At 71.0% G+C, this 23,618-nt stretch carries 21 protein-coding genes; 15 read left to right on the top strand and 6 right to left on the bottom strand.

The window, feature by feature from the left end:
• Positions 1–18: 18 nt before the first annotated feature.
• Positions 19–696, bottom strand: coding sequence for a DUF3043 domain-containing protein (locus ABTY20_RS02285; RefSeq protein WP_351995120.1), 678 nt, complete (start codon positions 694–696; stop codon positions 19–21).
• 231 nt (positions 697–927) lie between these two features.
• Here ABTY20_RS02285 and ABTY20_RS02280 point away from each other — a divergent pair, with 231 nt between their 5' ends.
• The 5 genes from ABTY20_RS02280 to ABTY20_RS02260 all read left to right on the top strand — a co-directional run bounded on the left by ABTY20_RS02280 (position 928) and on the right by ABTY20_RS02260 (position 7,313).
• On the top strand, positions 928–1,716 hold the full coding sequence (locus tag ABTY20_RS02280) for a PspA/IM30 family protein (protein ID WP_351995138.1): 789 nt from the start codon (positions 928–930) through the stop codon (positions 1,714–1,716).
• A gap of 20 nt (positions 1,717–1,736) precedes the next feature.
• A complete protein-coding gene (gene pspAA, locus ABTY20_RS02275; RefSeq protein ID WP_351995119.1) occupies positions 1,737–2,018 on the top strand; it encodes a PspA-associated protein PspAA in 282 nt (93 codons plus the stop codon).
• An 86-nt stretch (positions 2,019–2,104) separates the two neighbouring features.
• The gene (locus ABTY20_RS02270; protein ID WP_351995118.1) at positions 2,105–3,328 is read left to right on the top strand and encodes a sensor histidine kinase; all 1,224 of its coding nucleotides are present in this window, start codon (positions 2,105–2,107) and stop codon (positions 3,326–3,328) included.
• A 22-nt stretch (positions 3,329–3,350) separates the two neighbouring features.
• Positions 3,351–4,034, top strand: coding sequence for a response regulator (locus tag ABTY20_RS02265; RefSeq protein ID WP_351995117.1), 684 nt, complete (start codon positions 3,351–3,353; stop codon positions 4,032–4,034).
• 162 nt (positions 4,035–4,196) lie between these two features.
• On the top strand, positions 4,197–7,313 hold the full coding sequence (locus ABTY20_RS02260; RefSeq protein ID WP_351995116.1) for an efflux RND transporter permease subunit: 3,117 nt from the start codon (positions 4,197–4,199) through the stop codon (positions 7,311–7,313).
• Between the two features lie 90 nt (positions 7,314–7,403).
• Here ABTY20_RS02260 and nadA read toward each other — a convergent pair whose 3' ends face one another.
• The gene (nadA, locus tag ABTY20_RS02255) at positions 7,404–8,588 is read right to left on the bottom strand and encodes a quinolinate synthase NadA (RefSeq protein WP_351995115.1); all 1,185 of its coding nucleotides are present in this window, start codon (positions 8,586–8,588) and stop codon (positions 7,404–7,406) included.
• Between the two features lie 285 nt (positions 8,589–8,873).
• Here nadA and erpA point away from each other — a divergent pair, with 285 nt between their 5' ends.
• On the top strand, positions 8,874–9,230 hold the full coding sequence (gene erpA, locus ABTY20_RS02250; RefSeq protein ID WP_019756460.1) for an iron-sulfur cluster insertion protein ErpA: 357 nt from the start codon (positions 8,874–8,876) through the stop codon (positions 9,228–9,230).
• A gap of 84 nt (positions 9,231–9,314) precedes the next feature.
• Here the strand turns inward: erpA and ABTY20_RS02245 are convergent, their stop codons facing one another.
• Together ABTY20_RS02245 and ABTY20_RS02240 are read right to left on the bottom strand one after the other, a co-directional pair.
• Positions 9,315–10,922: a hypothetical protein gene (locus tag ABTY20_RS02245; protein ID WP_351995114.1), complete on the bottom strand. Its 1,608-nt coding sequence runs from the start codon at positions 10,920–10,922 to the stop codon at positions 9,315–9,317.
• A gap of 163 nt (positions 10,923–11,085) precedes the next feature.
• Positions 11,086–11,295: a hypothetical protein gene (locus ABTY20_RS02240; protein WP_351995113.1), complete on the bottom strand. Its 210-nt coding sequence runs from the start codon at positions 11,293–11,295 to the stop codon at positions 11,086–11,088.
• Between the two features lie 129 nt (positions 11,296–11,424).
• On the opposite strand from ABTY20_RS02240, the gene ABTY20_RS02235 reads away from it, so the two are divergent.
• Entirely contained in the window at positions 11,425–12,399 is a 975-nt protein-coding gene (locus ABTY20_RS02235; RefSeq protein WP_351995112.1) for a carbohydrate kinase family protein, read from the top strand.
• A 149-nt stretch (positions 12,400–12,548) separates the two neighbouring features.
• Here ABTY20_RS02235 and ABTY20_RS02230 read toward each other — a convergent pair whose 3' ends face one another.
• Entirely contained in the window at positions 12,549–13,937 is a 1,389-nt protein-coding gene (locus tag ABTY20_RS02230; RefSeq protein ID WP_351995111.1) for a cysteine desulfurase/sulfurtransferase TusA family protein, read from the bottom strand.
• Positions 13,938–14,212: 275 nt separating this feature from the next.
• On the opposite strand from ABTY20_RS02230, the gene ctaC reads away from it, so the two are divergent.
• The 4 genes from ctaC (at position 14,213) to ABTY20_RS02210 (ending at position 18,694) form a co-directional block, all read left to right on the top strand.
• Entirely contained in the window at positions 14,213–15,172 is a 960-nt protein-coding gene (gene ctaC, locus ABTY20_RS02225; RefSeq protein WP_351995110.1) for an aa3-type cytochrome oxidase subunit II, read from the top strand.
• Positions 15,169–16,905: an aa3-type cytochrome oxidase subunit I gene (ctaD, locus tag ABTY20_RS02220; RefSeq protein WP_351995109.1), complete on the top strand. Its 1,737-nt coding sequence runs from the start codon at positions 15,169–15,171 to the stop codon at positions 16,903–16,905. The genes ctaC and ctaD overlap by 4 nt, the downstream gene beginning before the upstream one ends.
• The gene (locus ABTY20_RS02215; RefSeq protein WP_351995108.1) at positions 16,902–17,300 is read left to right on the top strand and encodes a cytochrome c oxidase subunit 4; all 399 of its coding nucleotides are present in this window, start codon (positions 16,902–16,904) and stop codon (positions 17,298–17,300) included. Before ctaD ends, ABTY20_RS02215 begins: the two co-directional genes overlap by 4 nt.
• A gap of 116 nt (positions 17,301–17,416) precedes the next feature.
• Positions 17,417–18,694: a L,D-transpeptidase gene (locus tag ABTY20_RS02210; protein ID WP_351995107.1), complete on the top strand. Its 1,278-nt coding sequence runs from the start codon at positions 17,417–17,419 to the stop codon at positions 18,692–18,694.
• Between the two features lie 57 nt (positions 18,695–18,751).
• Here the strand turns inward: ABTY20_RS02210 and ABTY20_RS02205 are convergent, their stop codons facing one another.
• The gene (locus ABTY20_RS02205; RefSeq protein ID WP_351995106.1) at positions 18,752–19,153 is read right to left on the bottom strand and encodes a response regulator; all 402 of its coding nucleotides are present in this window, start codon (positions 19,151–19,153) and stop codon (positions 18,752–18,754) included.
• Between the two features lie 226 nt (positions 19,154–19,379).
• Here ABTY20_RS02205 and ctaE point away from each other — a divergent pair, with 226 nt between their 5' ends.
• The 4 genes from ctaE (at position 19,380) to qcrB (ending at position 23,574) form a co-directional block, all read left to right on the top strand.
• Complete coding sequence (gene ctaE / locus ABTY20_RS02200) at positions 19,380–19,991, top strand: aa3-type cytochrome oxidase subunit III (protein ID WP_351995105.1); 612 nt, start codon at positions 19,380–19,382, stop codon at positions 19,989–19,991.
• Positions 19,992–20,072: 81 nt separating this feature from the next.
• On the top strand, positions 20,073–20,885 hold the full coding sequence (gene qcrC, locus ABTY20_RS02195; RefSeq protein ID WP_351995104.1) for a cytochrome bc1 complex diheme cytochrome c subunit: 813 nt from the start codon (positions 20,073–20,075) through the stop codon (positions 20,883–20,885).
• The gene (gene qcrA / locus ABTY20_RS02190) at positions 20,882–21,940 is read left to right on the top strand and encodes a cytochrome bc1 complex Rieske iron-sulfur subunit (protein WP_351995103.1); all 1,059 of its coding nucleotides are present in this window, start codon (positions 20,882–20,884) and stop codon (positions 21,938–21,940) included. Before qcrC ends, qcrA begins: the two co-directional genes overlap by 4 nt.
• Positions 21,937–23,574 carry a cytochrome bc1 complex cytochrome b subunit gene (gene qcrB, locus ABTY20_RS02185; protein ID WP_351995102.1) on the top strand — a complete coding sequence of 546 codons (1,638 nt, stop codon included), beginning with the start codon at positions 21,937–21,939 and terminating at the stop codon, positions 23,572–23,574. Before qcrA ends, qcrB begins: the two co-directional genes overlap by 4 nt.
• Positions 23,575–23,618 lie beyond the last annotated feature (44 nt).

The following is a 23,618-nucleotide window of genomic DNA, read 5'->3' as shown; positions in this document are numbered from 1 at the left end:
CCGTGGACGACGTGACGCTCAGGGCCGCTCCCCGCGCTTGACCTGGGGCTTGGGCAGCCGCAGCCGGCGCATCTGGAGCGTGCGCATCAGCGCGTAGGCCACGGCGCCGCGCCGGTTGGTGTCGGGGAAGCGCTCCGCCAGCCGCTTCTTCAGCCGGAACCCGGTCACGATCGAGTCGAGCACGATCATCACGATCACCACGAGCCACAGCAGCAGCGCCACGTTCTGCAGCTGCGGCACCTGGACCATGCTCAGCACCAGGATGATCACGGCCATCGGCAGGAAGTACTCCGCGATGTTGAACCGCGAATCCACGTAGTCGCGCGCGAACCGGCGCACCGGTCCCTTGTCGCGAGCGGGCAGATAGCGCTCGTCGCCGCTGGCCAGCGCCTGGCGCTGGCGCTCCAGCGCGGCACGGCGCTCCTCGCGCTGGCGCTTGGCGGCGTCCTTGCGCGACAGCGACGTGTTGGCGACGCTGCGGCGCTGGGACTGGGCCACGCTGCGCTTGGGCGTGGGGCGGCCCTTCGGGGCCTCCGGATGACGGGTCTGCTTGGAGTCGGTCACCGTCGCCTTGTCGGCGTCCGGTGCCTTCTCTTCCTTGGCGCGGCTACGGAACACAAAACCCAAGGGTAAGGGGTGGCCGGGGTTGGACCACAGCCCCCCGGGGAACGATCCGGCAACACCGGACGTCTCCAAGGACGGAGGGGACGCCGTGCGGGTCCCCGGACGGTCCGGCCGGACCCGGGGACCACTCTCCTCCCTGCGCCGGATCGGGAGGGTGCCCAGTCGTCCTTGGGGATGAGCGCATCCGTCCCCGAACAGTGCGGTAATGGAAGCAGGGCCCGTACTGTGGGTTCTGTCGCAGGTGCTGGAGCCGGATCGGTCAGAAGGGGGCGCGCGAAGCCCATGAGCGGTGTCATGAAGCGTATGGGGATGATCTTCCGCGCGAAGGCGAACAAGGCCCTTGACCGGGCCGAGGACCCGCGCGAGACCCTCGATTACTCGTACCAGAAGCAGCTCGAGCTGCTCCAGAAGGTCCGTCGCGGTGTCGCCGACGTGGCCACCTCGCGCAAGCGGCTGGAGCTCCAGCTCAACCAGCTGCAGTCCCAGTCGGGCAAGCTGGAGGAGCAGGGCCGCAAGGCGCTCGCGCTGGGCCGCGAGGACCTGGCCCGTGAGGCGCTCTCCCGCCGCGCCGCCCTCCAGCAGCAGGTGACGGACCTGGAGACGCAGCACGCCACGCTCCAGGGCGAGGAGGAGAAGCTCACGCTGGCGGCCCAGCGCCTCCAGGCCAAGGTGGACGCCTTCCGCACGAAGAAGGAGACCATCAAGGCCACGTACACCGCCGCCCAGGCGCAGACCCGGATCGGCGAGGCCTTCTCCGGCATCTCCGAGGAGATGGGCGACGTGGGACTGGCGATCCAGCGGGCCGAGGACAAGACGGCCCAGCTCCAGGCGCGGGCCGGCGCGATCGACGAACTGCTCGCCTCCGGCGCCCTGGACGACCCCTCCGGGATGCACAAGGACGACATCCAGGCCGAGCTGGACCGACTCTCCGGTGGTACGGACGTGGAGCTGGAGCTGCAGCGCATGAAGGCCGAACTGGCCGGCGGCGGCTCCGCCGACCGGCAGGCCATCGAGGGCGGCCAGGGCCAGGACCAGGACCGGACACAGGCGCGGCAGCAGCCGCAGGACACCCCGCGCTTCGACAAGCAGTAGCCCACGCCGAGGAGGGCGACATGATCGTACGGATCATGGGGGAGGGGCAGGTGAGGCTGGCCGAGAGCCGGCTCGCCGAGCTGGACGAGCTGGACGAGGAACTCCTCGCCGAGATGGAGAACGGCGACGGGCCGGGCTTCCGCACGACCTTGAGGGCGCTGCTGGCCAAGGTCCACGAACTCGGCGACCCCCTGCCGGACGACTCCCTGGAGCCCTCCGACCTGATCCTCCCGTCCCCGGACGCGACGCTCGAGGAGGTCCGAGGCCTCCTGAGCGACGACGGCCTGATCCCCGGTACGTGACGGTCCGGCCCGTCCGGCCCCGCAGGACAGGGCCCGTCCAGGGCCGGAGGGGGGCCGGGGGCGCAGCCCCCGGAAGGTGAACACGCGTGAGCACCCTGACCCGTGCCCGTTGCCGAGCACGGGCACACCCCTTCGCGCTGGACGGGGCCCTGGCGGCAGGCGTCCTCGCCTGCATGGTCGCCGGCTCCCTCGTCGAACCCCACGGTCCGCAGGGCGTCACCTGGGGCCTGCGCACCCCCGACCTCCTCAGCCTGGTCCTCATGACCCTCGGCGCCGCGGCGCTGGTCCTCCGCCGCCGCGCCCCCCGCACGGTGCTCGCCCTCGCCTCGGGCGTCTCCGTCGTGGAGTCCGTCACCGGCGACCCCCGGGCCCCCGTCGCCATGTGCGCCGTGGTCGCGCTCTACACCGTCGCCTCCACCACCGACCGTCCCACCACCTGGCGGATCGGCCTGCTCACCATGACCGTCCTCACCGGCACCGCGATGGCCGTCGGCCCCCTGCCCTGGTACGCCCAGGAGAACCTGGCGATCTTCGCCTGGACCGGCATCGGCGCCACCGCGGGGGACGCCGTCCGCAGCCGCCGCGCCTTCGTCCGGGCCATCCGGGAGCGCGCCGAACGGGCCGAGCGCACCCGTGAGGAGGAGGCCCGCCGCCGGGTCGCCGAGGAGCGCCTGCGCATCGCCCGCGATCTGCACGACGTGGTCGCCCACCACATCGCCCTGGTCAACGTCCAGGCCGGGGTCGCCGCCCACGTCATGGACAAGCGGCCCGACCAGGCCAGGGAGGCCCTCGCCCACGTCCGCGCGGCCGGCCGCTCCGCGCTGGGCGAGCTGCGGGCCACCGTCGGCCTGCTGCGCCAGTCCGGCGACCCGGAGGCCCCCACCGAACCCGCGCCCGGCCTGGACCGCCTCGACGAACTCGCCGGCACCTTCCGCAGCGCCGGACTGCGCGTCGAGGTCGCCCGCGGCGACGAGGGCACCGACCTGCCCGCCGCCGTCGACCTGGCCGCCTACCGGATCATCCAGGAGGCCCTGACCAACGTGCAGAAGCACGCCGGCGCCGACGCGCGGGCCGAGGTCAGCGTCGTACGCGTCGGACCCCACATCGAGATCACCGTCCTCGACGACGGCGCCGGCGAGGACCTCGGCCCCGCCCCCGGCGGCGGGCACGGGCTGCTCGGCATGCGCGAACGCGTCACCGCGCTGCGCGGCACCCTCACCACCGGCCCCCGCTACGGCGGCGGTTTCCGCGTCCATGCGATCCTGCCCGTCGAGACCCGCACGCCCGCGGCCGGGGACGGCCGACCGTGACCACCGTGCCGCTGGAGCCCGTATGACGATCCGTGTCCTGCTCGCCGACGACCAGGCGCTGCTGCGCAGCGCCTTCCGGGTGCTCGTCGACTCCGAGCCGGACATGGAGGTGGTGGGCGAGGCGTCCGACGGCGCGGAGGCGGTCCGGCTGGCCCGGGAGCGGCGCGCCGACGTCGTCCTCATGGACATCCGGATGCCCGGCACCGACGGACTCGCCGCCACCCGCATGATCGGCGCGGACCCGGAGCTCGCGGGGGTCCGGGTGGTGATCCTGACGACCTTCGAGGTCGACGACTACGTGGTGCAGTCGCTGCGGGCCGGTGCCGCAGGCTTCCTCGGCAAGGGCTCCGAGCCCGACGAGATGCTGAACGCCGTCCGGATCGCCGCCCAGGGGGAGGCCCTGCTGTCCCCGGCGGCCACCAAGAGCCTGATCGCCCGCTTCCTCGCCCAGGAGGGCACGTCCGAGGCGGACCACGACCCGGACCGCGCCGGGAGACTGGACTCGCTCACCGTGCGCGAGCGCGAGGTGCTGGTCCAGGTGGCCGGCGGCCACTCCAACGACGAGATCGCCGAACGCCTGGAGGTCAGCCCGCTGACCGTGAAGACCCACGTCAACCGGGCCATGGCCAAGCTGGGCGCCCGCGACCGGGCCCAGCTGGTGGTCATCGCCTACGAGTCGGGGCTGGTCCGTCCGAGGGTGGAGTGAGCCCCGCGGGGCGTACTGCGGCGGGAGTAGGCGCCGCACGAGGGATGGGACCTCGGGCCTACGGATCGGCCCCCGCCGATGCCCCAGGGTGTAGAGCGGGCGCCCACTCGCGCGCGCCCGCCCTCCGGACTTCCGCCGATCCACGGAAAAGAGACCCTGACCATGTCCTGGCTGTCCAGATTCAGCCTCGCGCAACGGGCGCTGATCGGACTGATGTCGATCATCGCGCTCGTCTTCGGGGCGATCGCGATACCCCAGCTCAAGCAGCAGCTGCTGCCGACCATCGAACTGCCCATGGTGTCCGTGATCGCCCCGTACCAGGGCGCCTCCCCGGACGTGGTCGAGAAGCAGGTCGTCGAGCCCATCGAGGACAGCCTGGAGGCCGTCGACGGCATCTCCGGCGTCACCTCGACGGCGAGCGAGGGCAACGCCGTGATCATGGCGTCCTTCGACTACGGCAACGACACCCAGCAGCTCGTCGCCGACGTCCAGCAGGCCGTCAACCGGGCCGGCGCCCGCCTCCCGGACGACGTCGACCCGCAGGTCGTCGCCGGTTCCACCGATGACATCCCGACCGTGGTGCTCGCGGTCACCTCCGACAAGGACCAGCAGGCGCTCGCCGACGAGCTGGACCGGACCGTCGTACCCGCGCTGGAGGGCATCGACGGCGTCGGCCAGGTCTCGGTGGAGGGCGTGCGCGACGTCCAGGTCACCGTCGCCCCCGACGAGGCGCAGCTGGCGAAGGCCGGCCTCACCTCGCAGTCGCTGTCGACGGCCCTCCAGGCCGGCGGCGCGACCGTCCCGGCCGGCTCCTTCGACGAGGACGGTGCCAACCGCACCGTCCAGGTCGGCGGCGGCTTCACCTCGCTGAAGCAGATCGAGGACCTGATGGTCACCGGCGAGCCCGGCAAGGGCGAGCCGGTCCGCCTCGGTGACGTCGCCACCGTGACGGAGGAGGAGGCCAGGGCCGACTCCCTCACCCGCACCAACGGCAGGCCCAGCCTCGCCGTCATGGCGACGATGGACCACGACGGCAGCGCCGTCGCCATCTCCGACGCCGTCCAGGACAAGCTTCCCGAGCTGCGCGAGGACCTGGGCGACGACGCCACCCTGACCGTCGTCAGCGACCAGGGCCCGGCCGTGGCCAAGGCCATCGAGGGCCTGACCACCGAGGGCGCGCTCGGTCTGCTCTTCGCCGTCCTGGTGATCCTGGTCTTCCTGGCGTCGGTCCGCTCCACCCTCGTCACGGCGGTCTCCATCCCGCTGTCCGTGGTGCTCGCCCTGATCGTGCTGTGGACGCGCGACCTGTCGCTGAACATGCTGACGCTGGGCGCGCTGACCATCGCCATCGGCCGGGTCGTGGACGACTCCATCGTCGTCCTGGAGAACATCAAGCGGCACCTCGGCTACGGCGAGGAGCGCCAGTCGGCGATCATGAACGCGGTGCGCGAGGTGGCCGGCGCGGTGACGTCCTCGACGCTCACCACGGTCGCCGTGTTCCTGCCGATCGGCCTGGTCGGCGGCATGGTGGGCGAGCTGTTCGGCTCCTTCAGCCTCACCGTCACGGCGGCGCTGCTGGCGTCCCTGCTGGTGTCGCTGACGGTCGTGCCCGTCCTGTCGTACTGGTTCCTGCGGGCACCGAAGGGCACCCCGGAGGACGCCGAGGAGGCGCGCCGGATCGCGGAGGAGAAGGAGGCCAGGAGCCGTCTCCAGCGCGTCTACGTGCCGGTGCTGCGCTTCGCCACCCGGCGCCGGCTGACCAGCGTGGCCATCGCGGTCGTCGTGCTGATCGCCACCTTCGCCATGGCGCCGCTGCTGAAGACCAACTTCTTCGACGCGGGCGAACAGCAGGTCCTCACCGTCCGGCAGGAGCTGGAGCCCGGCACCAGCCTGGCCGCGACCGACGCCCGGGCCAAGAAGGTCGAGGAGCTGCTCGAGGACACCGAGGGCGTCAAGGACCACCAGGTGACCATCGGCTCGTCCGGCTGGATGGCGGCCTTCGGCGGCGGTACCGACACCAACCAGGCGACGTACCAGGTGATGCTGGAGGACGACGCGTCCTCCGAGGACGTGACGGACGCCCTGGAGAAGGGCCTCGACGGGCTCGACGGCATCGGCACCACCACCGTCGCGGCCGGTGACGGCTTCGGCAGCCAGGACCTGAGCGTCGTCGTCAAGGCGGCCGACGCGCAGGCGCTGCGCAAGGCGGCGGACCAGGTCCGCGACGCGGTGGCCTCCCTGGACGACGTCACGGACGTCACCAGCGACCTGGCGCAGAGCGTGCCCCGTATCTCGGTGAAGGCCAACGACAAGGCCGCCGAGGCCGGTTTCGACGACCAGACCCTCGGCGGGGCCGTCGCCCAGTCGGTGCGCGGCACCCCGGTCGCCAAGGCGATCCTGGACGACACCGAGCGCGACGTCGTCATCCGCTCGGCGAAGCCGGCCACCACCGTGGACGAGCTGAGGAACCTGCGCCTGGGCCCGGTGAAGCTGGGCGACGTCGCCACCGTCGAGGTGGTGGACGGCCCTGTCTCCATGACCCGGATCGACGGCCAGCGCTCGGCCACCGTCACCGCGAAGCCGACCGGTGACAACACCGGCGCGGTGGGCGTGGACCTCCAGAAGAAGATCGACGGGCTGAAGCTGCCCGCGGGCGCGACGGCGGAGATCGGCGGCGTGACCGAGGACCAGGACGAGGCGTTCGTCAACCTGGGCCTGGCGATGCTGGCCGCGATCGCGATCGTCTTCATGCTGCTGGTCGGCACCTTCCGGTCGCTCGCCCAGCCGCTGATCCTGCTGGTCTCCGTCCCCTTCGCGGCGACCGGCGCCATCGGCCTGCTGCTGGTCACGGGCACCCCGATGGGCGTCCCGGCGATGATCGGCATGCTGATGCTGATCGGCATCGTGGTCACCAACGCGATCGTGCTGATCGACCTGATCAACCAGTACCGCAGGCAGGGCCACGGCGTCGTCGAGGCCGTGCTGGAGGGCGGCCGCCACCGTCTGCGGCCGATCCTGATGACGGCCCTGGCGACCATCTTCGCCCTGCTCCCGATGGCGCTGGGCGTCACCGGCGAGGGCGGCTTCATCGCCCAGCCACTGGCCGTGGTGGTGATCGGCGGTCTGATCACGTCGACCCTGCTGACCCTGCTCCTGGTCCCGACGCTCTACGCGATGCTGGAGCTGCGCAAGGAGCGGCGCGCGAAGAAGCGGGCGGCGAAGAGGGACGCGGCGGCGCAGGGGAAGGGCTCGGAGGAGCCCGCCCCGGCACAGGCCTGAGGCCCCGGCACGACACAGGCCCCCGCCCGGCACCGGAAGGTGCTTGCGGCGGGGGCCTGCGTCATGCCGTGCCCCGCGGGGACGGTCCGTCTACGGAAGGGCCAGCATCCGCTCCAGCGCCAGCTTCGCGAACGCCTCCGTCTCCTTGTCGACCTCGATGCGGTTCACCAGGTTGCCCTCGGCGAGCGACTCCAGCGCCCACACCAGGTGGGGCAGGTCGATGCGGTTCATGGTGGAGCAGAAGCAGACCGTCCTGTCGAGGAAGACGATCTCCTTGCCCTCGGGCGCGAAACGGTTCGCCAGCCGCCGCACGAGGTTGAGCTCGGTGCCGATGGCCCACTTGGAGCCGGCCGGGGCCGCCTCCAGCGCCTTGATGATGTACTCCGTCGAGCCGACGTGGTCCGCGGCGGCCACGACCTCGTGCCGGCACTCGGGGTGCACCAGCACGTTCACACCCGGGATGCGCTCGCGCACGTCGTTCACCGAGTCCAGGCTGAACCGGCCGTGCACCGAGCAGTGACCGCGCCACAGGATCATCTTCGCGGCACGCAGCTCGTCCGCCGTCAGCCCGCCGTTCGGCTTGTGCGGGTTGTAGACGACGCAGTCCTCCAGGGACATCCCCATGTCCCGCACCGCGGTGTTGCGGCCCAGGTGCTGGTCGGGCAGGAACAGCACCTTCTCGCCCTGCTCGAAGGCCCAGTCCAGGGCCCGCCTGGCGTTGGAGGAGGTGCAGATGGTGCCGCCGTGCTTGCCGGTGAAGGCCTTGATGTCGGCGGAGGAGTTCATGTAGGAGACGGGGACGACCTGCTCGGCCACCCCGGCCTCGGTCAGCACGTCCCAGCACTCGGCGACCTGCTCGGCGGTGGCCATGTCCGCCATGGAGCAGCCGGCCGCGAGGTCGGGCAGGACCACCTTCTGGTCGTCGCCGGTGAGGATGTCCGCGGACTCCGCCATGAAGTGCACACCGCAGAAGACGATGTACTCGGCCTGCGGCCGGGCGGCCGCGTCCCGGGCCAGCTTGAAGGAGTCGCCCGTGACGTCGGCGAACTGGATGACCTCGTCGCGCTGGTAGTGGTGGCCGAGCACGAAGACCTTGTCCCCGAGCTTCTCCTTGGCGGCGCGGGCGCGCGCCACCAGGTCCGGGTCGGACGGCGAGGGGAGGTCGCCGGGGCACTCCACACCGCGCTCGCTCCTCGGGTCGGCCTCACGGCCGAGGAGCAGCAGGGCGAGGGGCGTCGGCTGTACGTCGAGCTCCTGGGTCTGGGCGGTGGTCACGACACGCACCCTTTCTGTTCTGGCGACTTCTCGTCGAAATGACGCTATCTATCATAACCGGTTCACGTCACTTTGACGACGGCCATAACGTCCATGTGACGTGAATCCCGGCAGGGGGCGGCCCCCTCCCCGAAGGGCCCGCGAGAGGCGGTTTCCGCTCCGCACCGCGTGTGCGAGCATGAGGAGGGAGGCGAGGAAGACACGCGCCCGGCCCGGAATGAATCCGCGGTCCCGCCGGTTGCAACCGTCGGCAAGCAGTCTCCGTACAACCCGGGAGAGATGTAGATGTCCGTATCGGACGAGACCAGCACCGTCACCGACGGCATCGTCCTGACCGACGCCGCCGCGTCCAAGGTCAAGGCCCTGCTCGACCAGGAAGGCCGTGACGACCTCGCCCTGCGTGTCGCCGTCCAGCCCGGCGGCTGCTCCGGCCTGCGCTACCAGCTCTTCTTCGACGAGCGCTCGCTCGACGGCGACGTGGAGAAGGACTTCGACGGTGTGAAGGTCGTCACCGACCGCATGAGCGCCCCGTACCTGGGCGGCGCCACCATCGACTTCGTCGACACCATCGAGAAGCAGGGCTTCACGATCGACAACCCGAACGCCACCGGCTCCTGCGCCTGCGGCGACTCCTTCAGCTGAGCCGGGCCCGGTCCCGGACGGCACAGGACGAAGGCGGCGGCCCCTCCCGAGGGGCCGCCGCCTTCGGGCCTTTCCGCCCGGGTGCTACCGGGTGGGCGGCGCCGGCAGCCGGGCGCCCTCCTTGTGCAGCGGAACCGGCTCGCCGTCCGTCCCCACCACCTCGCGGCCGCCGAGCGGCGCGTCCAGCCGGACCGTCTGCCGGTACTGCTTGGCGATCAGGATGCACACCGTGTCCGGCCAGGGGGTCTCGGTCACCCGCACCGTCACCCGGCCGTCGCTCTCGCGCGCCGTCGCCCCGTAGTCGGCGCACACACCGCCGGTGAAGATCACGGTCAGTTCGTCGCCCTCGGCGGTGTAGCCCTCGACGTCGACATCGCGGGTGGACGGCGCCGCGGCCGGCCCGTCACCGGGTCCGGTGGGTTCCGGGCTCGCCTCCCCGGACCGCGCCCGCGGGGCGAGGAACTCCGGGTCGACCGCCGGATACGTCACCGTGAAGGCGTCCCCCGCGCCCCGGGGGCGCACCTCGAACAGCCAGGACGGCACGAGGGCCGGCCGCCCGTCCACCGAGTGCGAGGCCAGCCCGAACACCGCGTCGCCGACCGTGACGGTGTCGCCCTTCGGCGCCGCCGTCGGGGCGCACGGCCCCCGCGACCCGTCCTCCAGCGGCACGGGAGTGGCGCAGGCGTCGGGCTCCGCGCGCCGCCCGGAGCCCGACGCCTCGTTCATCAGCCTCAGCGCGTCACCGGCCCCCACCACGGGATAGGCGTCCCCCTTCACGGGCTCCGCGAGCCGGCCGTTGCCGCCGACCACCTCGCCCCCGGCGCCGACGGTCACCGCGGTCGCCCAGCCGTACGTCGGCAGCCCGCCGACCCCGGGATCGGCGTTCACCACCCGCTTGCCGCCCGTGATCCGGCTCGCGTCGAGCTTCGCGTCGTCCTGGCCCACCGCCTTCAGCACGGGCGCGGCGGCCTTCCGCGCGGTGGCCTCGCTCACCACCGGACCGCCCGTGGGGGGAACCGAGCACGTCGCCCCCTTGCAGTTGTCGGTGCCCGGGGTGCTCCGGCTGAACGTCCAGGCCCCGGGGGCCTGCCGGTCCACCCGCAGCGTGGGCCCGGAACCGTCCTGGCCGCCGATCCGCCAGGCCCCGCCCTCCGCGACCGGCGTGCCCGCCAGTCCCAGGGACCTCGCCAGCGCCACCACCCGTTCCTCGGCGACCTGTCCCCGGGCGTGGTACACCGGCGCCGTACCGGGACCCTCGGGGAGCGGGCCGTCGGCGCGGTAGACGGCTCCGTAGGGGTTGGGCTCGCCGGGCGCGATCCCGTGGGCGTCCCCGGAGGGACCGTCGAGGACGAGCGGCGGGGGAGAGGCGTCGCCGTTGGCCCCCGCGGCCGTACCGTCTCCGGGGCCACCGGAGGCACCGGCGGCGAGGTAGGCCCCGCCGCCCCCGACCACCAGCACGGCGGCGGCGACGGAGGCGACCAGTGCGGGCGAACGCCGCCGGGACGGCGACGCCCCGTCCGGCCCGAAACCGGCGGGACGTCCGGCGTCACCGGCCGCCGCTTCCCCGGCCCCCGCCCCGCCGGCCGCCGCCGGCTCCCGGCGCTCCCGTTCCCCCGAAGCGCCCCCGGAGCCGGCCCCGCCACCCGGGGTGGCGCGCTCCTCGTCGTCGTTGTCGGGTCGCTCGGTGTTCACCGCATCGCTCCTTCGGCTGCGCAGCTGTCCTGGAAGGACCCCTTCCCGGTCGTGCCGGGACTGCCGGCGGGTCGTATCCCGCATCCCCTGCACGGGGGACAGCGATGGGACGCAGTGGGGGAGCGCACGGTTCCCCGGGAGCGCCGGGCCGGCCGGCGCCCGCTCAGTCGCCGTACTCCGACATCGCCTCCAGCAGCCGCGCCGAGCCGGGCGGCACGGTCACGCCGTGGATCGCGGACGGGGGGACCGGCGGGGCGGTCGCCCGGCCGGGGGCCGCCCAGTGGGGGGCCATCCGGGCGCAGTCGCCGCGCAGCGACGCCAGGCCGCCTTCGAGATCCGCCGGGGAGGGGGCAGGGGCCCTGAGGTTCGTCATGTCGGCACCGTACGCACGCCGAAGGTCACGAAGAAAGATCTACTATCGGGTAGTTTCGGCTGCTTCTACGGATCGCCCCCAACCGGTAGCGTGAAGTGTCAAACCGCCTCCCCCAGGAGAATCCACGCCGTGCGCATCGCAGTCACCGGCTCCATCGCCACCGACCACCTCATGACCTTCCCCGGGCGCTTCGCCGACCAGCTCGTCGCGGACCAGCTGCACACGGTCTCGCTGTCCTTCCTGGTCGACAACCTCGACGTGCGCAGGGGCGGCGTGGGCGCGAACATCGCCTTCGGGATGGGCCAGCTCGGCACCCGCCCGATCCTCGTCGGCGCCGCCGGCTTCGACTTCGACGAATACCGGGCCTGGCTGGACCGGCACGGCGTCGACACCGAGTCCGTCCGCATCTCCGACACCCTGCACACCGCCCGCTTCGTGTGCACCACGGACGCCGACCACAACCAGATCGGCTCCTTCTACACGGGCGCGATGAGCGAGGCCCGCCTGATCGAGCTGAAGACCGTCGCCGACCGCGTGGGCGGCCTCGACCTGGTCTCCATCGGCGCGGACGACCCGGAGGGCATGCTCCGGCACACCGAGGAGTGCCGTTCGCGGGGCATCCCGTTCGCCGCCGACTTCTCCCAGCAGATCGCCCGGATGAACGGCGAGGAGATCCGGATACTGCTGGAGGGGGCGACCTACCTCTTCTCCAACGAGTACGAGAAGGGGCTCATCGAGACGAAGACCGGCTGGAGCGACGCGGAGATCCTCGACCGGGTCGGGCACCGGGTCACCACCCTCGGCGCGCGCGGTGTGCGCATCGAGCGGGCCGGCGGGGAGACGATCGAGGTCGGGTGCCCGGAGGAGGAGATCAAGGCGGACCCGACGGGCGTCGGCGACGCCTTCCGCGCGGGGTTCCTGTCGGGGCTGGCCTGGGGGGTCTCGCTGGAGCGGGCGGCGCAGGTGGGCTGCATGCTGGCGACCCTGGTCATCGAGACCGTGGGCACCCAGGAGTACCAGCTGCGGCGCGGGCACTTCATGGAGCGCTTCACCAAGGCGTACGGGGACGAGGCGGCGGAGGAGGTCCGGGCGCACCTGAGCTGAGCCGCGCCGGGTGCGCGGGGCGTCACCCACGCGGCGGAACCGCGTGGGTGACGCCCCGCGCGCTCAAGGGGACGCGCGGTTCCCCGCCCTCCCGACGACGCGCCGGCCCCCGCGCACCGGGGCGCCCGGATCCCGTGCTCCCGGCGGGGTCAGCCGACCCGGCGGACCACGTGGACGGAGCCCCGGTCCGCCGGTTCCTCGCCCACGTACTCCTGGCCGCGCATCTCGCACCAGGCCGGGATGTCCAGGCGGGCCGCCTCGTCGTCGGCGAGGACGCGGACCGTGCCGCCCACCGGGACGTCCCCGATCACCTTGGCCAGCTCGATCACCGGGATCGGGCAGCGCCGGCCCAGCGCGTCCACCACCAGGGCCTCCTCCCTCTCCTCCGTCGGGACGGGGCCGGCGGGGACCGGGGCGCCGAGCTTCTCCCGCACCCCCGCCACCACCTCCGGCAGGACGGACAGGAAACGCTCCAGGTCCTCCTCCCGCGTCCCCGCCGGCAGCGAGACCCGGACGTTGCCCTCGCTCAGCACCCCCATCGCCCTGAGCACGTGGCTGGGCGTCAGCGTGCTGCTCGTGCAGGACGACCCGGACGACACGGAGAAGCCGGCCCGGTCCAGCTCGTGCAGCACCGTCTCCCCGTCGACGTAGAGGCAGGAGAAGGTGACGATCCCGGGCAGCCGCCGCACCGGGTCCCCGACCACCTCCACGTCCGGGACGAGTCCCGGCACCCGCGCCCGGATCCGCTCCGTCAGTTCCCGCAGCCGCGCCGCCTCCTCGGCGGCCTCCGCCCGCACCGCCCGCAGCGAGGCCGCCGCCGCCACGATCGCCGGCAGGTTCTCGAACCCGGCCGCCCGTCCCGACTCCCGTTCGTCCCGCGGCCCCTGGGGCGCGAACCGCACCCCCTTCCGCACCACGAGCAGCCCGACCCCCGACGGGCCGCCCCACTTGTGGGCGCTCGCCGCGAGCAGCGACCAGTCGCCCTCCACCGGCCCCCAGCCCAGCGACTGGGCCGCGTCCACCAGCAGCGGCACCCCCGCCGCCCGGCACGCACCGGCGACCTCGGCCACCGGCTGCACGGTCCCCACCTCGTGGTTGGCCGACTGCAGACACGCCAGCGCGGTGTCCGGCCGCAGCGCCCCGGCGTACGCCCCTGCGTCCACCGCCCCCGTACGGTCCACCGCGACCTCGGTGACCGTCCCTCCGCCGGCCCGGTGAACTTCCGCCGCATGGAGTACAGAAGAGTGTTCGACGGCTGACACGATCAGGTGACGCCCGGTGCGCCGCCGTCCGGCCAGCGCCCCCGCGATCCCGGAGTGAACCGCCGAGGTGCCGGAAGAGGTGAACACCAACTCGTCCGCCCGGCACCCCACGACCTCCGCGGCCGCCTCCCGGGCCGCGTCCAGCAGCAGCCGGGCGCGCCGTCCCTCCCGGTACAACCGCGCGGGATCCGCCCACCCTTCGTCGAGGGAGGCCGTCAGGGCCTGCCGGGCGACGGGATGGAGGGGAGCGGCCGAAGCGGCGTCGAAGTAGGGCACACGGCAACGCTAAACCCCCCGGGGGCGCGGGGGGACCGGGCGATCGGCCGCGGCGGCGCCGCGACCGCCGCGAAAGCCCGTACCCCCGGATGATGAGGCGCTCGGTGTAACCCGCGGCGCGTACGGTACCCCTCCCCGCGACCCCCCGGAGGGCGTCGGCTAGGGTTTGGTCCGCATAAACATCCAAACCCCTGCCCGACGCAGGGCGGCGACCGACCAGCGAGAAGGCAGGCCGCAGCCAATCCGCGCGGGCGAGACTCTCGGGAAGGCGCTACGTGAGTCCCAACGGCTCCGACCGCTCGCCGCGGCGCCCCATGCGGCGGAAGCTGCTGCAGGCACTGACCGCGGGCCTGGTCCTGGCGACCGCCACCGGTTGCACATGGGAGGACTTCCCCCGCCTCGGTATGCCCACCCCAACATCGGAAGAGGCTCCGCGGATCCTCTCCCTGTGGCAGGGATCCTGGGCTGCCGCGCTCGCTATCGGCGCGCTGGTGTGGGGTCTGATCCTGTGGAGTGCTTTCTTCCACCGGCGCAGCCGCACCAAGGTGGAGGTTCCTCCGCAGACCCGGTACAACATGCCCATCGAGGCGCTGTACACGGTGGTTCCGCTCATCATCGTCTCGGTGTTCTTCTACTTCACCGCCCGTGACGAGTCCGAGCTGCTGAAGCTCGAGAAGAATCCGGACGTCACGGTCAACGTGGTCGGCTTCCAGTGGAGCTGGTGCTTCAACTACGTCGAGAACGTCGAGGGTTCCACGGGCGACGCCAAGACGTCCAAGGAACTCGAGTCGGTTCCGGAACGCTACAAGAACGCCTTCCCGGCCGATGCCGGCGGTGTCTACGACTGCGGTGTCCCCGGCACCCGGAACCCGCAGACCAACAACCCGGGCCCCACCCTGTGGCTGCCCGAGGGCAAGCGGGTCCGCTTCGTGCTGACCTCGCGTGACGTCATCCACTCCTTCTGGGTGGTGCCGTTCCTGATGAAGCAGGACGTCATCCCGGGCCATCCCAACGCCTTCGAGGTGACCCCCAACCGTGAGGGCACCTTCCTGGGCAAGTGCGCCGAGCTCTGCGGCGTCGACCACTCCCGGATGCTGTTCAACGTCAAGGTCGTCTCCCCCGAGCGCTACGAGCAGCACCTGAAGGACCTCGTGAAGAAGGGGCAGACCGGTTACGTGCCCGCCGGCATCGACCAGACGGAGCACGAGAAGAACCGGGAGGCGAACATCCTGTGAGCATCCTCAACCAACCCCAGGGTGCCGCGGCAGCGGGGTCCCACTATGAGGACGAACTGCCGGTCAGGCGCCAGAACCGTGGCAGCCTCGTCGTCAAGTGGCTGACGACCACGGACCACAAGACGATCGGCACGCTGTACCTGGTGACGTCGTTCGCGTTCTTCGTCATCGGCGGCGTGATGGCCCTGGTGATGCGCGCCGAGCTGGCCCGGCCGGGTCTGCAGATCGTGTCGAACGAGCAGTTCAACCAGGCGTTCACGATGCACGGCACGATCATGCTGCTGATGTTCGCGACGCCGCTGTTCGCCGGTTTCGCCAACTGGATCATGCCGCTGCAGATCGGCGCGCCCGACGTGGCGTTCCCGCGGCTGAACATGTTCGCCTACTGGCTGTACCTGTTCGGCTCGCTGATCGCGGTCGGTGGTTTCCTCACCCCGGACGGGGCGGCCGACTTCGGCTGGTTCGCCTACTCGCCGCTGTCGGACGCGGTCCGCTCGCCGGGCATCGGCGCCGACATGTGGATCATGGGTCTGGCCTTCTCCGGCTTCGGCACCATCCTCGGCTCGGTCAACTTCATCACCACGATCATCTGCATGCGCGCGCCCGGCATGACGATGTTCCGCATGCCGATCTTCACCTGGAACGTGCTGCTGACCGGTGTGCTGGTCCTGCTCGCCTTCCCGGTCCTCGCCGCCGCGCTCTTCGCCCTGGAGGCGGACCGCAAGTTCGGCAGCCACATCTTCGACTCGGCCAACGGCGGGGCGCTGCTGTGGCAGCACCTGTTCTGGTTCTTCGGCCATCCCGAGGTGTACATCATCGCGCTGCCGTTCTTCGGCATCGTCTCCGAGATCATCCCGGTCTTCTCCCGCAAGCCGATCTTCGGCTACATGGGCCTGATCGGCGCGACCATCGCGATCGCGGGTCTGTCCGTGACGGTGTGGGCGCACCACATGTACGTCACCGGCGGTGTGCTGCTGCCGTTCTTCTCCTTCATGACGTTCCTGATCGCGGTGCCGACGGGCGTGAAGTTCTTCAACTGGATCGGCACCATGTGGAAGGGCAGCCTGTCCTTCGAGACGCCGATGCTGTGGTCCATCGGCTTCCTGATCACCTTCCTCTTCGGTGGTCTGACCGGCGTCATCCTGGCCTCGCCGCCGCTGGACTTCCACGTCTCCGACAGCTACTTCGTGGTGGCGCACTTCCACTACGTGGTCTTCGGCACCGTCGTCTTCGCGATGTTCGCCGGCTTCCACTTCTGGTGGCCGAAGTTCACCGGCAAGCTGCTCGACGAGCGCCTCGGCAAGATCACCTTCTGGACGCTGTTCGTCGGCTTCCACGGCACCTTCCTGGTCCAGCACTGGCTGGGTGTCGAGGGCATGCCGCGCCGGTACGCGGACTACCTCGCGGCCGACGGCTTCACCGCGCTGAACACGGTCTCCACGATCGCCTCGTTCCTGCTCGGCCTGTCGATGCTGCCGTTCTTCTACAACATCTGGAAGACGGCCAAGTACGGCAAGCCGGTCGACGTCGACGACCCGTGGGGCTACGGCCGCTCCCTGGAGTGGGCGACCTCCTGCCCGCCGCCGCGGCACAACTTCCTCACCCTGCCGAAGATCCGCAGCGAGTCCCCGGCGTTCGACCTGCACCACCCGGAGATCGCCGCGCTCGACGAGCTCGAGAACGCGGGTCACGGTGAGAAGGCCCTCTCCGGCAGCAAGGAGGCCGGCAAGTGAAGATCCAGGGCAAGATGTTCATGTGGCTGAGCCTCTTCTTCCTGATCATGGCGGCGGTCTACGGCGTCTGGTCGAAGGAGGCGGTCGGCACCACCGCGCTCTTCCTGGCCTTCGGTCTGAGCATCATGATCGGCTTCTACCTGGGCTTCACGGCCCGGCGGGTCGACGCGGGCGCGCAGGACGACAAGGAGGCGGACGTCGCGGACGACGCCGGCGAGGTCGGGTTCTTCAGCCCGCACAGCTGGCAGCCGCTCGCCCTGGCCGTGGGCGGTGCCCTGGCCTTCATGGGCGTCGCGATCGGCTGGTGGCTGATGTACTTCTCGGCGCCGCTGCTCCTGATCGGCCTCTGGGGCTGGGTCTTCGAGTACTACCGCGGTGAGAACCGCACGCAGTGACCACGACGGCGAGGGGCCCGGACACTCCACCAGGAGCGTCCGGGCCCCTCGTCGTGGTCTCACCCGTTCGGCCCGCCCGGTGGGCCGGGGACGGCGCGGGTTCCTAGCGTGAGGCCATGAGACGCACCAACCCCCCTCGGGGCGCGGGAGCCGGGCGGAGCCGCGTCGCCGGCTGCGCGTTGCTGGTGGCCGCCCTCGGCGCGGGCGTCGCGGGCTGCTTCTCCGACGGCGACCCGCTGTCCGCCGAGCCCTACGACGCGGCGGACCGGATCTCCTTCGGCGGAGCCGTCGAGGCGGGCGGGACGGCCGACCCCGACAAGCCCCTGGAGGTCGTCGCCGAGGACTCCGGCGGACGCATCACGGACGTCACCGCCGTGGACGCCTCCGGGCGCCACCTGGCGGGCGAACTGGCCGCCGACGGCAGCCGCTGGCACAGCACCTCCCCGCTGGCCGCGGGCGTGCGGTACACGGTCCGCGTGAGCACCGAGGACGAGGACGGGGCGCCCGGCCGCGAGGTCCTCACCTTCACCACCGGCAGGCCCACCGTCACCAGGCGCCTGACCGTCACCTTCGGTCCCGGGGCGGGCACCTACGGGGTCGGCCAGCCCCTCACCGCCGAACTGAACGTCCCCGTGGGGGACCCGGCCCAGCGAGCCGTCGTGGAACGCGCCCTGACGGTCGAGTCCACCCCCGCCGTCTCCGGCACCTGGCACTGGGTGGACGACAAGGAGCTGCACTACCGCCCCCAGGACTACTGGCCCGCCCACGCCACCATCAGCGTGCGCAGCACCCTGGAGGGGGTCAGGGTCAACGACCGGCTCAGGGGCGGCGCGTCCGAGCCCCTCACGATCCGCACCGGCGACCGGGTGATAGCCGTCACCGACGCCGCCGCGCACCGGCTGACGGTCTACAAGAACGACGAGGAGATCAGGCGGATCCCCGTCACCACCGGCAAGCCCGGCTTCGAGACCCGCAACGGCGTCAAGGTCGTGCTCGCCAAGGAACGCCTCGTACGTATGCGCAGCACCACCGTCGGCATCGCCGAGGGCTCGGCCGACTCGTACGACATGGACGTCCACTTCGCCACCCGGGTGACCTGGAGCGGTGAGTACGTGCACGCCGCCCCCTGGTCCGTCGGCTCCCAGGGCCAGGACAACGTCAGCCACGGCTGCGTGGGCATGAGCACCGAGAACGCGGAGTGGTTCTTCGACACCGTCCGCGAGGGCGACGTCGTCAAGGTCGAGAACTCGGCCGGCGAGACGATGGAACCCTTCGGCAACGGCTACGGCGACTGGAACCTCGACTGGCCCGCCTGGCAGGCGGGCAGCGCCCTGACGGCCGCGAACGCCCCCGACCGGGCGGAACAGGCCCGCCTGAGCCCGCAGACCGTGTAGGACGCCCCCGGGCCGCCGCGGCCCCGCGGCCGCCGGGCGGCCCGGGGGACCGGGTCCTCAGGCGCTCTGCAGGTGCTTCCGCCGCAGCAGCGAGGCCAGCGTCGAGGCGAACTCCACCGGCTCCACCGGGAGGGTGACCGCGGCCTCGGCGCGGCTCCACGTCGCCAGCCACGCGTCCTGCGGCCGCCCGATCAGCAACAGCACCGGCGGACAGTCGAACACCTCGTCCTTGATCTGCCGGCACATCCCCATGCCCCCCATCGGCACGGCCTCGCCGTCCAGCACGCACACGTCGATGCCGCCCCGGTCGAGCTCCGTCAGTACGGCCGCCGGGGTCGCGCACTCCAGGAACTCCACGACGGGCACGTCCGGCGCCGGCCGCCGCCCGGTGGCGAGCCGCACCTGCTCCCGGGTGTTGGCGTCGTCGCTGTAGACCAGCACCGTGGCGGTCGCCTGCATTGTTCCTCCACGCGTAAGAGAGAGGGCACGGCTCTGTCGGGAACTTCGGGTACCGATGGCGCGGATGCTACCCCCTCCGGCCACCCGTCGACACTGGTTCGGACAGGCCTTCGAGAGGGCTCCGCCGCGGCCCCGGATGGGCCATCCGGGCAGTCCAGGAGGGCCGAACACACCGAACGGCACCCCCGGGAGTGAGGGCGGGATAAGCGACCGACATAATGTCGGCGTGGCGACAGCAACGACAGTAGATACCGGGCACGCGCACCCGTCGGTCAACCGGCCGAACCTCACCAGCGTCGGAACCATCATCTGGCTGAGTTCCGAGCTGATGTTCTTCGCGGCCCTCTTCGCGATGTACTTCACCCTGCGATCGGTGACCGGACCCGACTTCTGGTCGGAGAAGGCCGAGGCCCTGAACTTCCCGTTCTCGGCGACGAACACCACGATCCTGGTGCTCTCCTCCCTCACCTGCCAGCTCGGCGTGTTCGCCGCCGAGCGCGGTGACGTGAAGAAGCTCCGGATGTGGTTCATCGTCACCTTCATCATGGGCGCGGTCTTCATCGGCGGCCAGGTCTTCGAGTACACCGAGCTGGTCAAGCACGAGGGCCTGTCCCTCTCCTCCGACCCGTACGGCTCGGTGTTCTACCTGACCACCGGCTTCCACGGCCTGCACGTGACGGGCGGTCTGATCGCCTTCCTGCTGGTCCTGGGCCGCACCTACGCGGCACGGAGGTTCACCCACGAACAGGCGACCGCGGCCATCGTCGTGTCCTACTACTGGCACTTCGTCGATGTCGTCTGGATCGGCCTCTTCGCCACGATCTACATGATCAAGTAGCCGGGCCCGCATCCGCGCGCGCTCCCACGAGCGCACCCACCAGAAGCATCGACGCAGAAGATCCTGACACCGGGGTAATCCGTGAAAAAGCTCTCCGCACGACGACGCCATCCGCTGGCGGCGCTCGTCGTCCTACTCCTCGCGCTGGCATGCACCGGGGGGCTGTACGCCGTGTTCGCACCCGCGGACAAGGCGCAGGCCGACGAAACCGCCCAGTCCCTCACCATCGAGGAGGGCAAGAAGCTCTACTCGGTCGGCTGCGCCAGCTGCCACGGCACCGGAGGTCAGGGCACGTCCGACGGCCCGAGCCTGGTGGGCGTGGGCGCCGCGGCCGTCGACTTCCAGGTGAGCACCGGCCGTATGCCGGCCGCCACCTCGCAGGCCGCGCAGATCCCGGACAAGCCGGCCGTCTACACGCAGGCCGAGATCGACCAGCTGGCGGCGTACATCGCCTCCCTGGGCGCCGGCCCGGCCGTCCCCACCGCCGAGCAGTACGGCCCCGAGGGCGCCGACATCGCCAAGGGCGGCGAACTGTTCCGCAACAACTGCGCGCAGTGCCACAACTTCACCGGCAAGGGCGGTGCGCTCACGCACGGCAAGTACGCCCCCAGCCTGGAGGACGTCGCTCCCAAGCACATCTACGAGGCCATGCTCACCGGCCCGCAGAACATGCCCTCCTTCCCCGACAGCACGCTGTCGGAGCAGAACAAGAAGGACATCATCGCGTACCTGGGCGAGGTCAACACCGACCAGTCCGACAGCCCGGGCGGCATGCAGCTGGGCGGGCTGGGCCCGGTCAGTGAGGGCCTGTTCGGCTGGATCTTCGGTCTCGGCGGACTGATCGCCGTCGCCGTGTGGGTCGCCGCTCGGACCGCAAAGGCCAAGAAGTCATGAGTAGCCAAGACATTCCAGAAGAGAACCTGCCCGCAGCGCAGGACACCACCCACGGCGCGGTGAAGGTCGCGGACGAGAAGAACCCGTTCGCCGACCCGGGCCTGCCGCCCCACGAGCACCGGATCCAGGACGTCGACGAGCGGGCCGCCAAGCGGTCCGAGCGCGCGGTCGCCCTGCTGTTCACGCTGTCGATGCTGGCCACCATCGGCTTCATCGCCTCGTTCGTGGCGATCCCGGTCGAGAAGATGGTCTACATCTTCCCGCTGGGCCACGTCAGCGCCCTGAACGTCGCGCTCGGCGTGACGCTCGGCATCGCCCTGTTCGCCATCGGCGCGGGCGCGGTCCACTGGGCCCGCACCCTGATGTCCGACGAGGAGCTGGCCGACGAGCGGCACGCGATCGAGGCGCCGGCGGAGGTCCGGGCCAAGGTCATGGACGACTTCCGGCAGGGTGCCAAGGAGTCGCAGCTGGGTCGCCGCAAGCTGATCCGCAACACCATGTTCGGCGCGCTCGCCCTGGTGCCGCTGTCCGGCGTCGTGCTGCTGCGCGAACTCGGGCCGCTGCCCGAGGAGAAGCTGCGCCACACCCTGTGGGCCAAGGGCAAGCTGCTCGTCAACATGAACACCAACGAGCCGATGCGTCCCTCGGACATCGTGACCGGCTCGCTGACGTTCGCCAAGCCCGAGGGCCTGGAGGAGCACGACCACAGCTTCCAGAACGAGATCGCCAAGGCCGCCCTGATGATCGTCCGCATCCAGCCGGACGACATCAAGGACAAGCGCACGATGGAGTGGGGACACGAGGGCATCCTCGCGTACTCGAAGATCTGCACCCACGTGGGCTGCCCGATCTCCCTGTACGAGCAGCAGACGCACCACGTCCTGTGCCCCTGCCACCAGTCCACCTTCGACCTCTCCGACGGTGCCAAGGTGATCTTCGGTCCCGCCGGTCACCCGCTGCCGCAGCTGCGCATCGGCGTGAACGACGAGGGTTACCTCGAAGCGCTCGCCGACTTCGACGAGCCCGTCGGTCCTGCCTTCTGGGAGCGCGGATGAGTACCAACACCAGCACCGAGTCCCGCTCCCGCGGGAAGGCGCCGGCCGGCGAGCGCGTCGCCGACTGGGCCGACGGCCGGCTCGGGATCTACTCCCTGGCCAAGGCCAACATGCGCAAGATCTTCCCGGACCACTGGTCCTTCATGCTGGGCGAGATCTGCCTCTACAGCTTCCTCATCATCATCCTCACGGGTGTGTACCTGACGCTGTTCTTCCACCCGTCGATGAACGAGGTGGAGTACCACGGCAGCTACGTGCCGCTGCAGGGCCAGCTGATGAGCGAGGCCTACAAGTCGACGCTGGACATCAGCTTCGACGTCCGTGGCGGCCTGCTGATCCGGCAGATCCACCACTGGGCCGCGGTCATCTTCCTGGCCGGCATGTTCGTGCACATGATGCGCGTCTTCTTCACCGGCGCGTTCCGCAAGCCGCGTGAGATCAACTGGCTGTTCGGCTTCCTGCTGTTCGTCCTCGGCATGTTCACCGGTTTCACCGGTTACTCGCTGCCGGACGACCTGCTCTCCGGCACCGGTGTCCGCTTCACCCAGGGCGCGATCCTGTCCGTGCCGATCGTCGGCACGTACATCTCGATGTTCCTGTTCGGCGGAGAGTTCCCCGGCACCGACTTCGTCGCGCGGTTCTACTCGATCCACATCCTGCTGCTGCCGGGCATCATGCTCGGCCTGGTGGTCGCCCACCTGATCCTGGTCTTCTACCACAAGCACACGCAGTTCGCGGGTGCCGGACGGACCAACAAGAACGTCGTGGGCATGCCGCTGCTGCCGGTCTACATGGCCAAGGCGGGAGGCTTCTTCTTCCTGGTCTTCGGCTTCACCGCCCTGATCGCCGGCATCGCGTCCATCAACCCGATCTGGAGCCTGGGCCCGTACCGTCCGGACATGGTCTCCACGGGCGCCCAGCCCGACTGGTACATGGGCTTCGCCGAGGGCCTGGTCCGCGCCATGCCCGGCTGGGAGATCAACTTCTGGGGCCACACCCTGGTCCTGGGCGTCTTCATCCCGCTGGCGATCTTCGGCCTCTTCCTGGCGATCATCGCGCTCTACCCGTTCATCGAGTCCTGGATCACCGGGGACAAGCGCGAGCACCACATCCTGGACCGGCCGCGCAACGCCCCGACCCGTACGGCCTTCGGCGTCGCCTGGGTCACGGCGTACATGATCATGTTGATCGGCGGTGGCAACGACATCTTCGCCACCCACTTCAACCTCTCGATCAACGCGGTCACCTGGTTCGTCCGCATCGGCTTCTTCGTGGGCCCGGTCATCGCGTTCGTCGTCACCAAGCGGATCTGCCTCGGCCTGCAGCGCCGGGACAAGGACAAGGTGCTGCACGGCCGCGAGTCGGGCATCATCAAGCGCCTGCCGCACGGTGAGTTCATCGAGGTGCACGAGCCGCTCAGCCAGGAGCAGATGTACACCCTCACGGCGCACGAGCAGTACAAGCCGGCCGAGATCGGCCCGGAGGTCGACGAGAACGGCGTCCGGCGCAAGGTGAAGGGCTCCGAGAAGCTGCGCGCCAAGCTCAGCGAGGCCTACTACGGCGAGGAGTCCCAGATCCCGAAGCCGACCGTCGAGGAGTACAAGGAGATCACGAGCGGCCACGGCCACCACTGATCGCCTTCGGCACCCCATCCCAGTCGCCACACGACGGCGAAGGG

It is taken from the genome of Streptomyces sp. NPDC126497, from assembly GCF_040302425.1.
In the GTDB taxonomy this organism is placed as follows: Bacteria; Actinomycetota; Actinomycetes; order Streptomycetales; family Streptomycetaceae; genus Streptomyces.
Note: the sequence above shows the minus strand (reverse complement) of the source record. Positions and strands in the feature narration are given on the sequence as shown.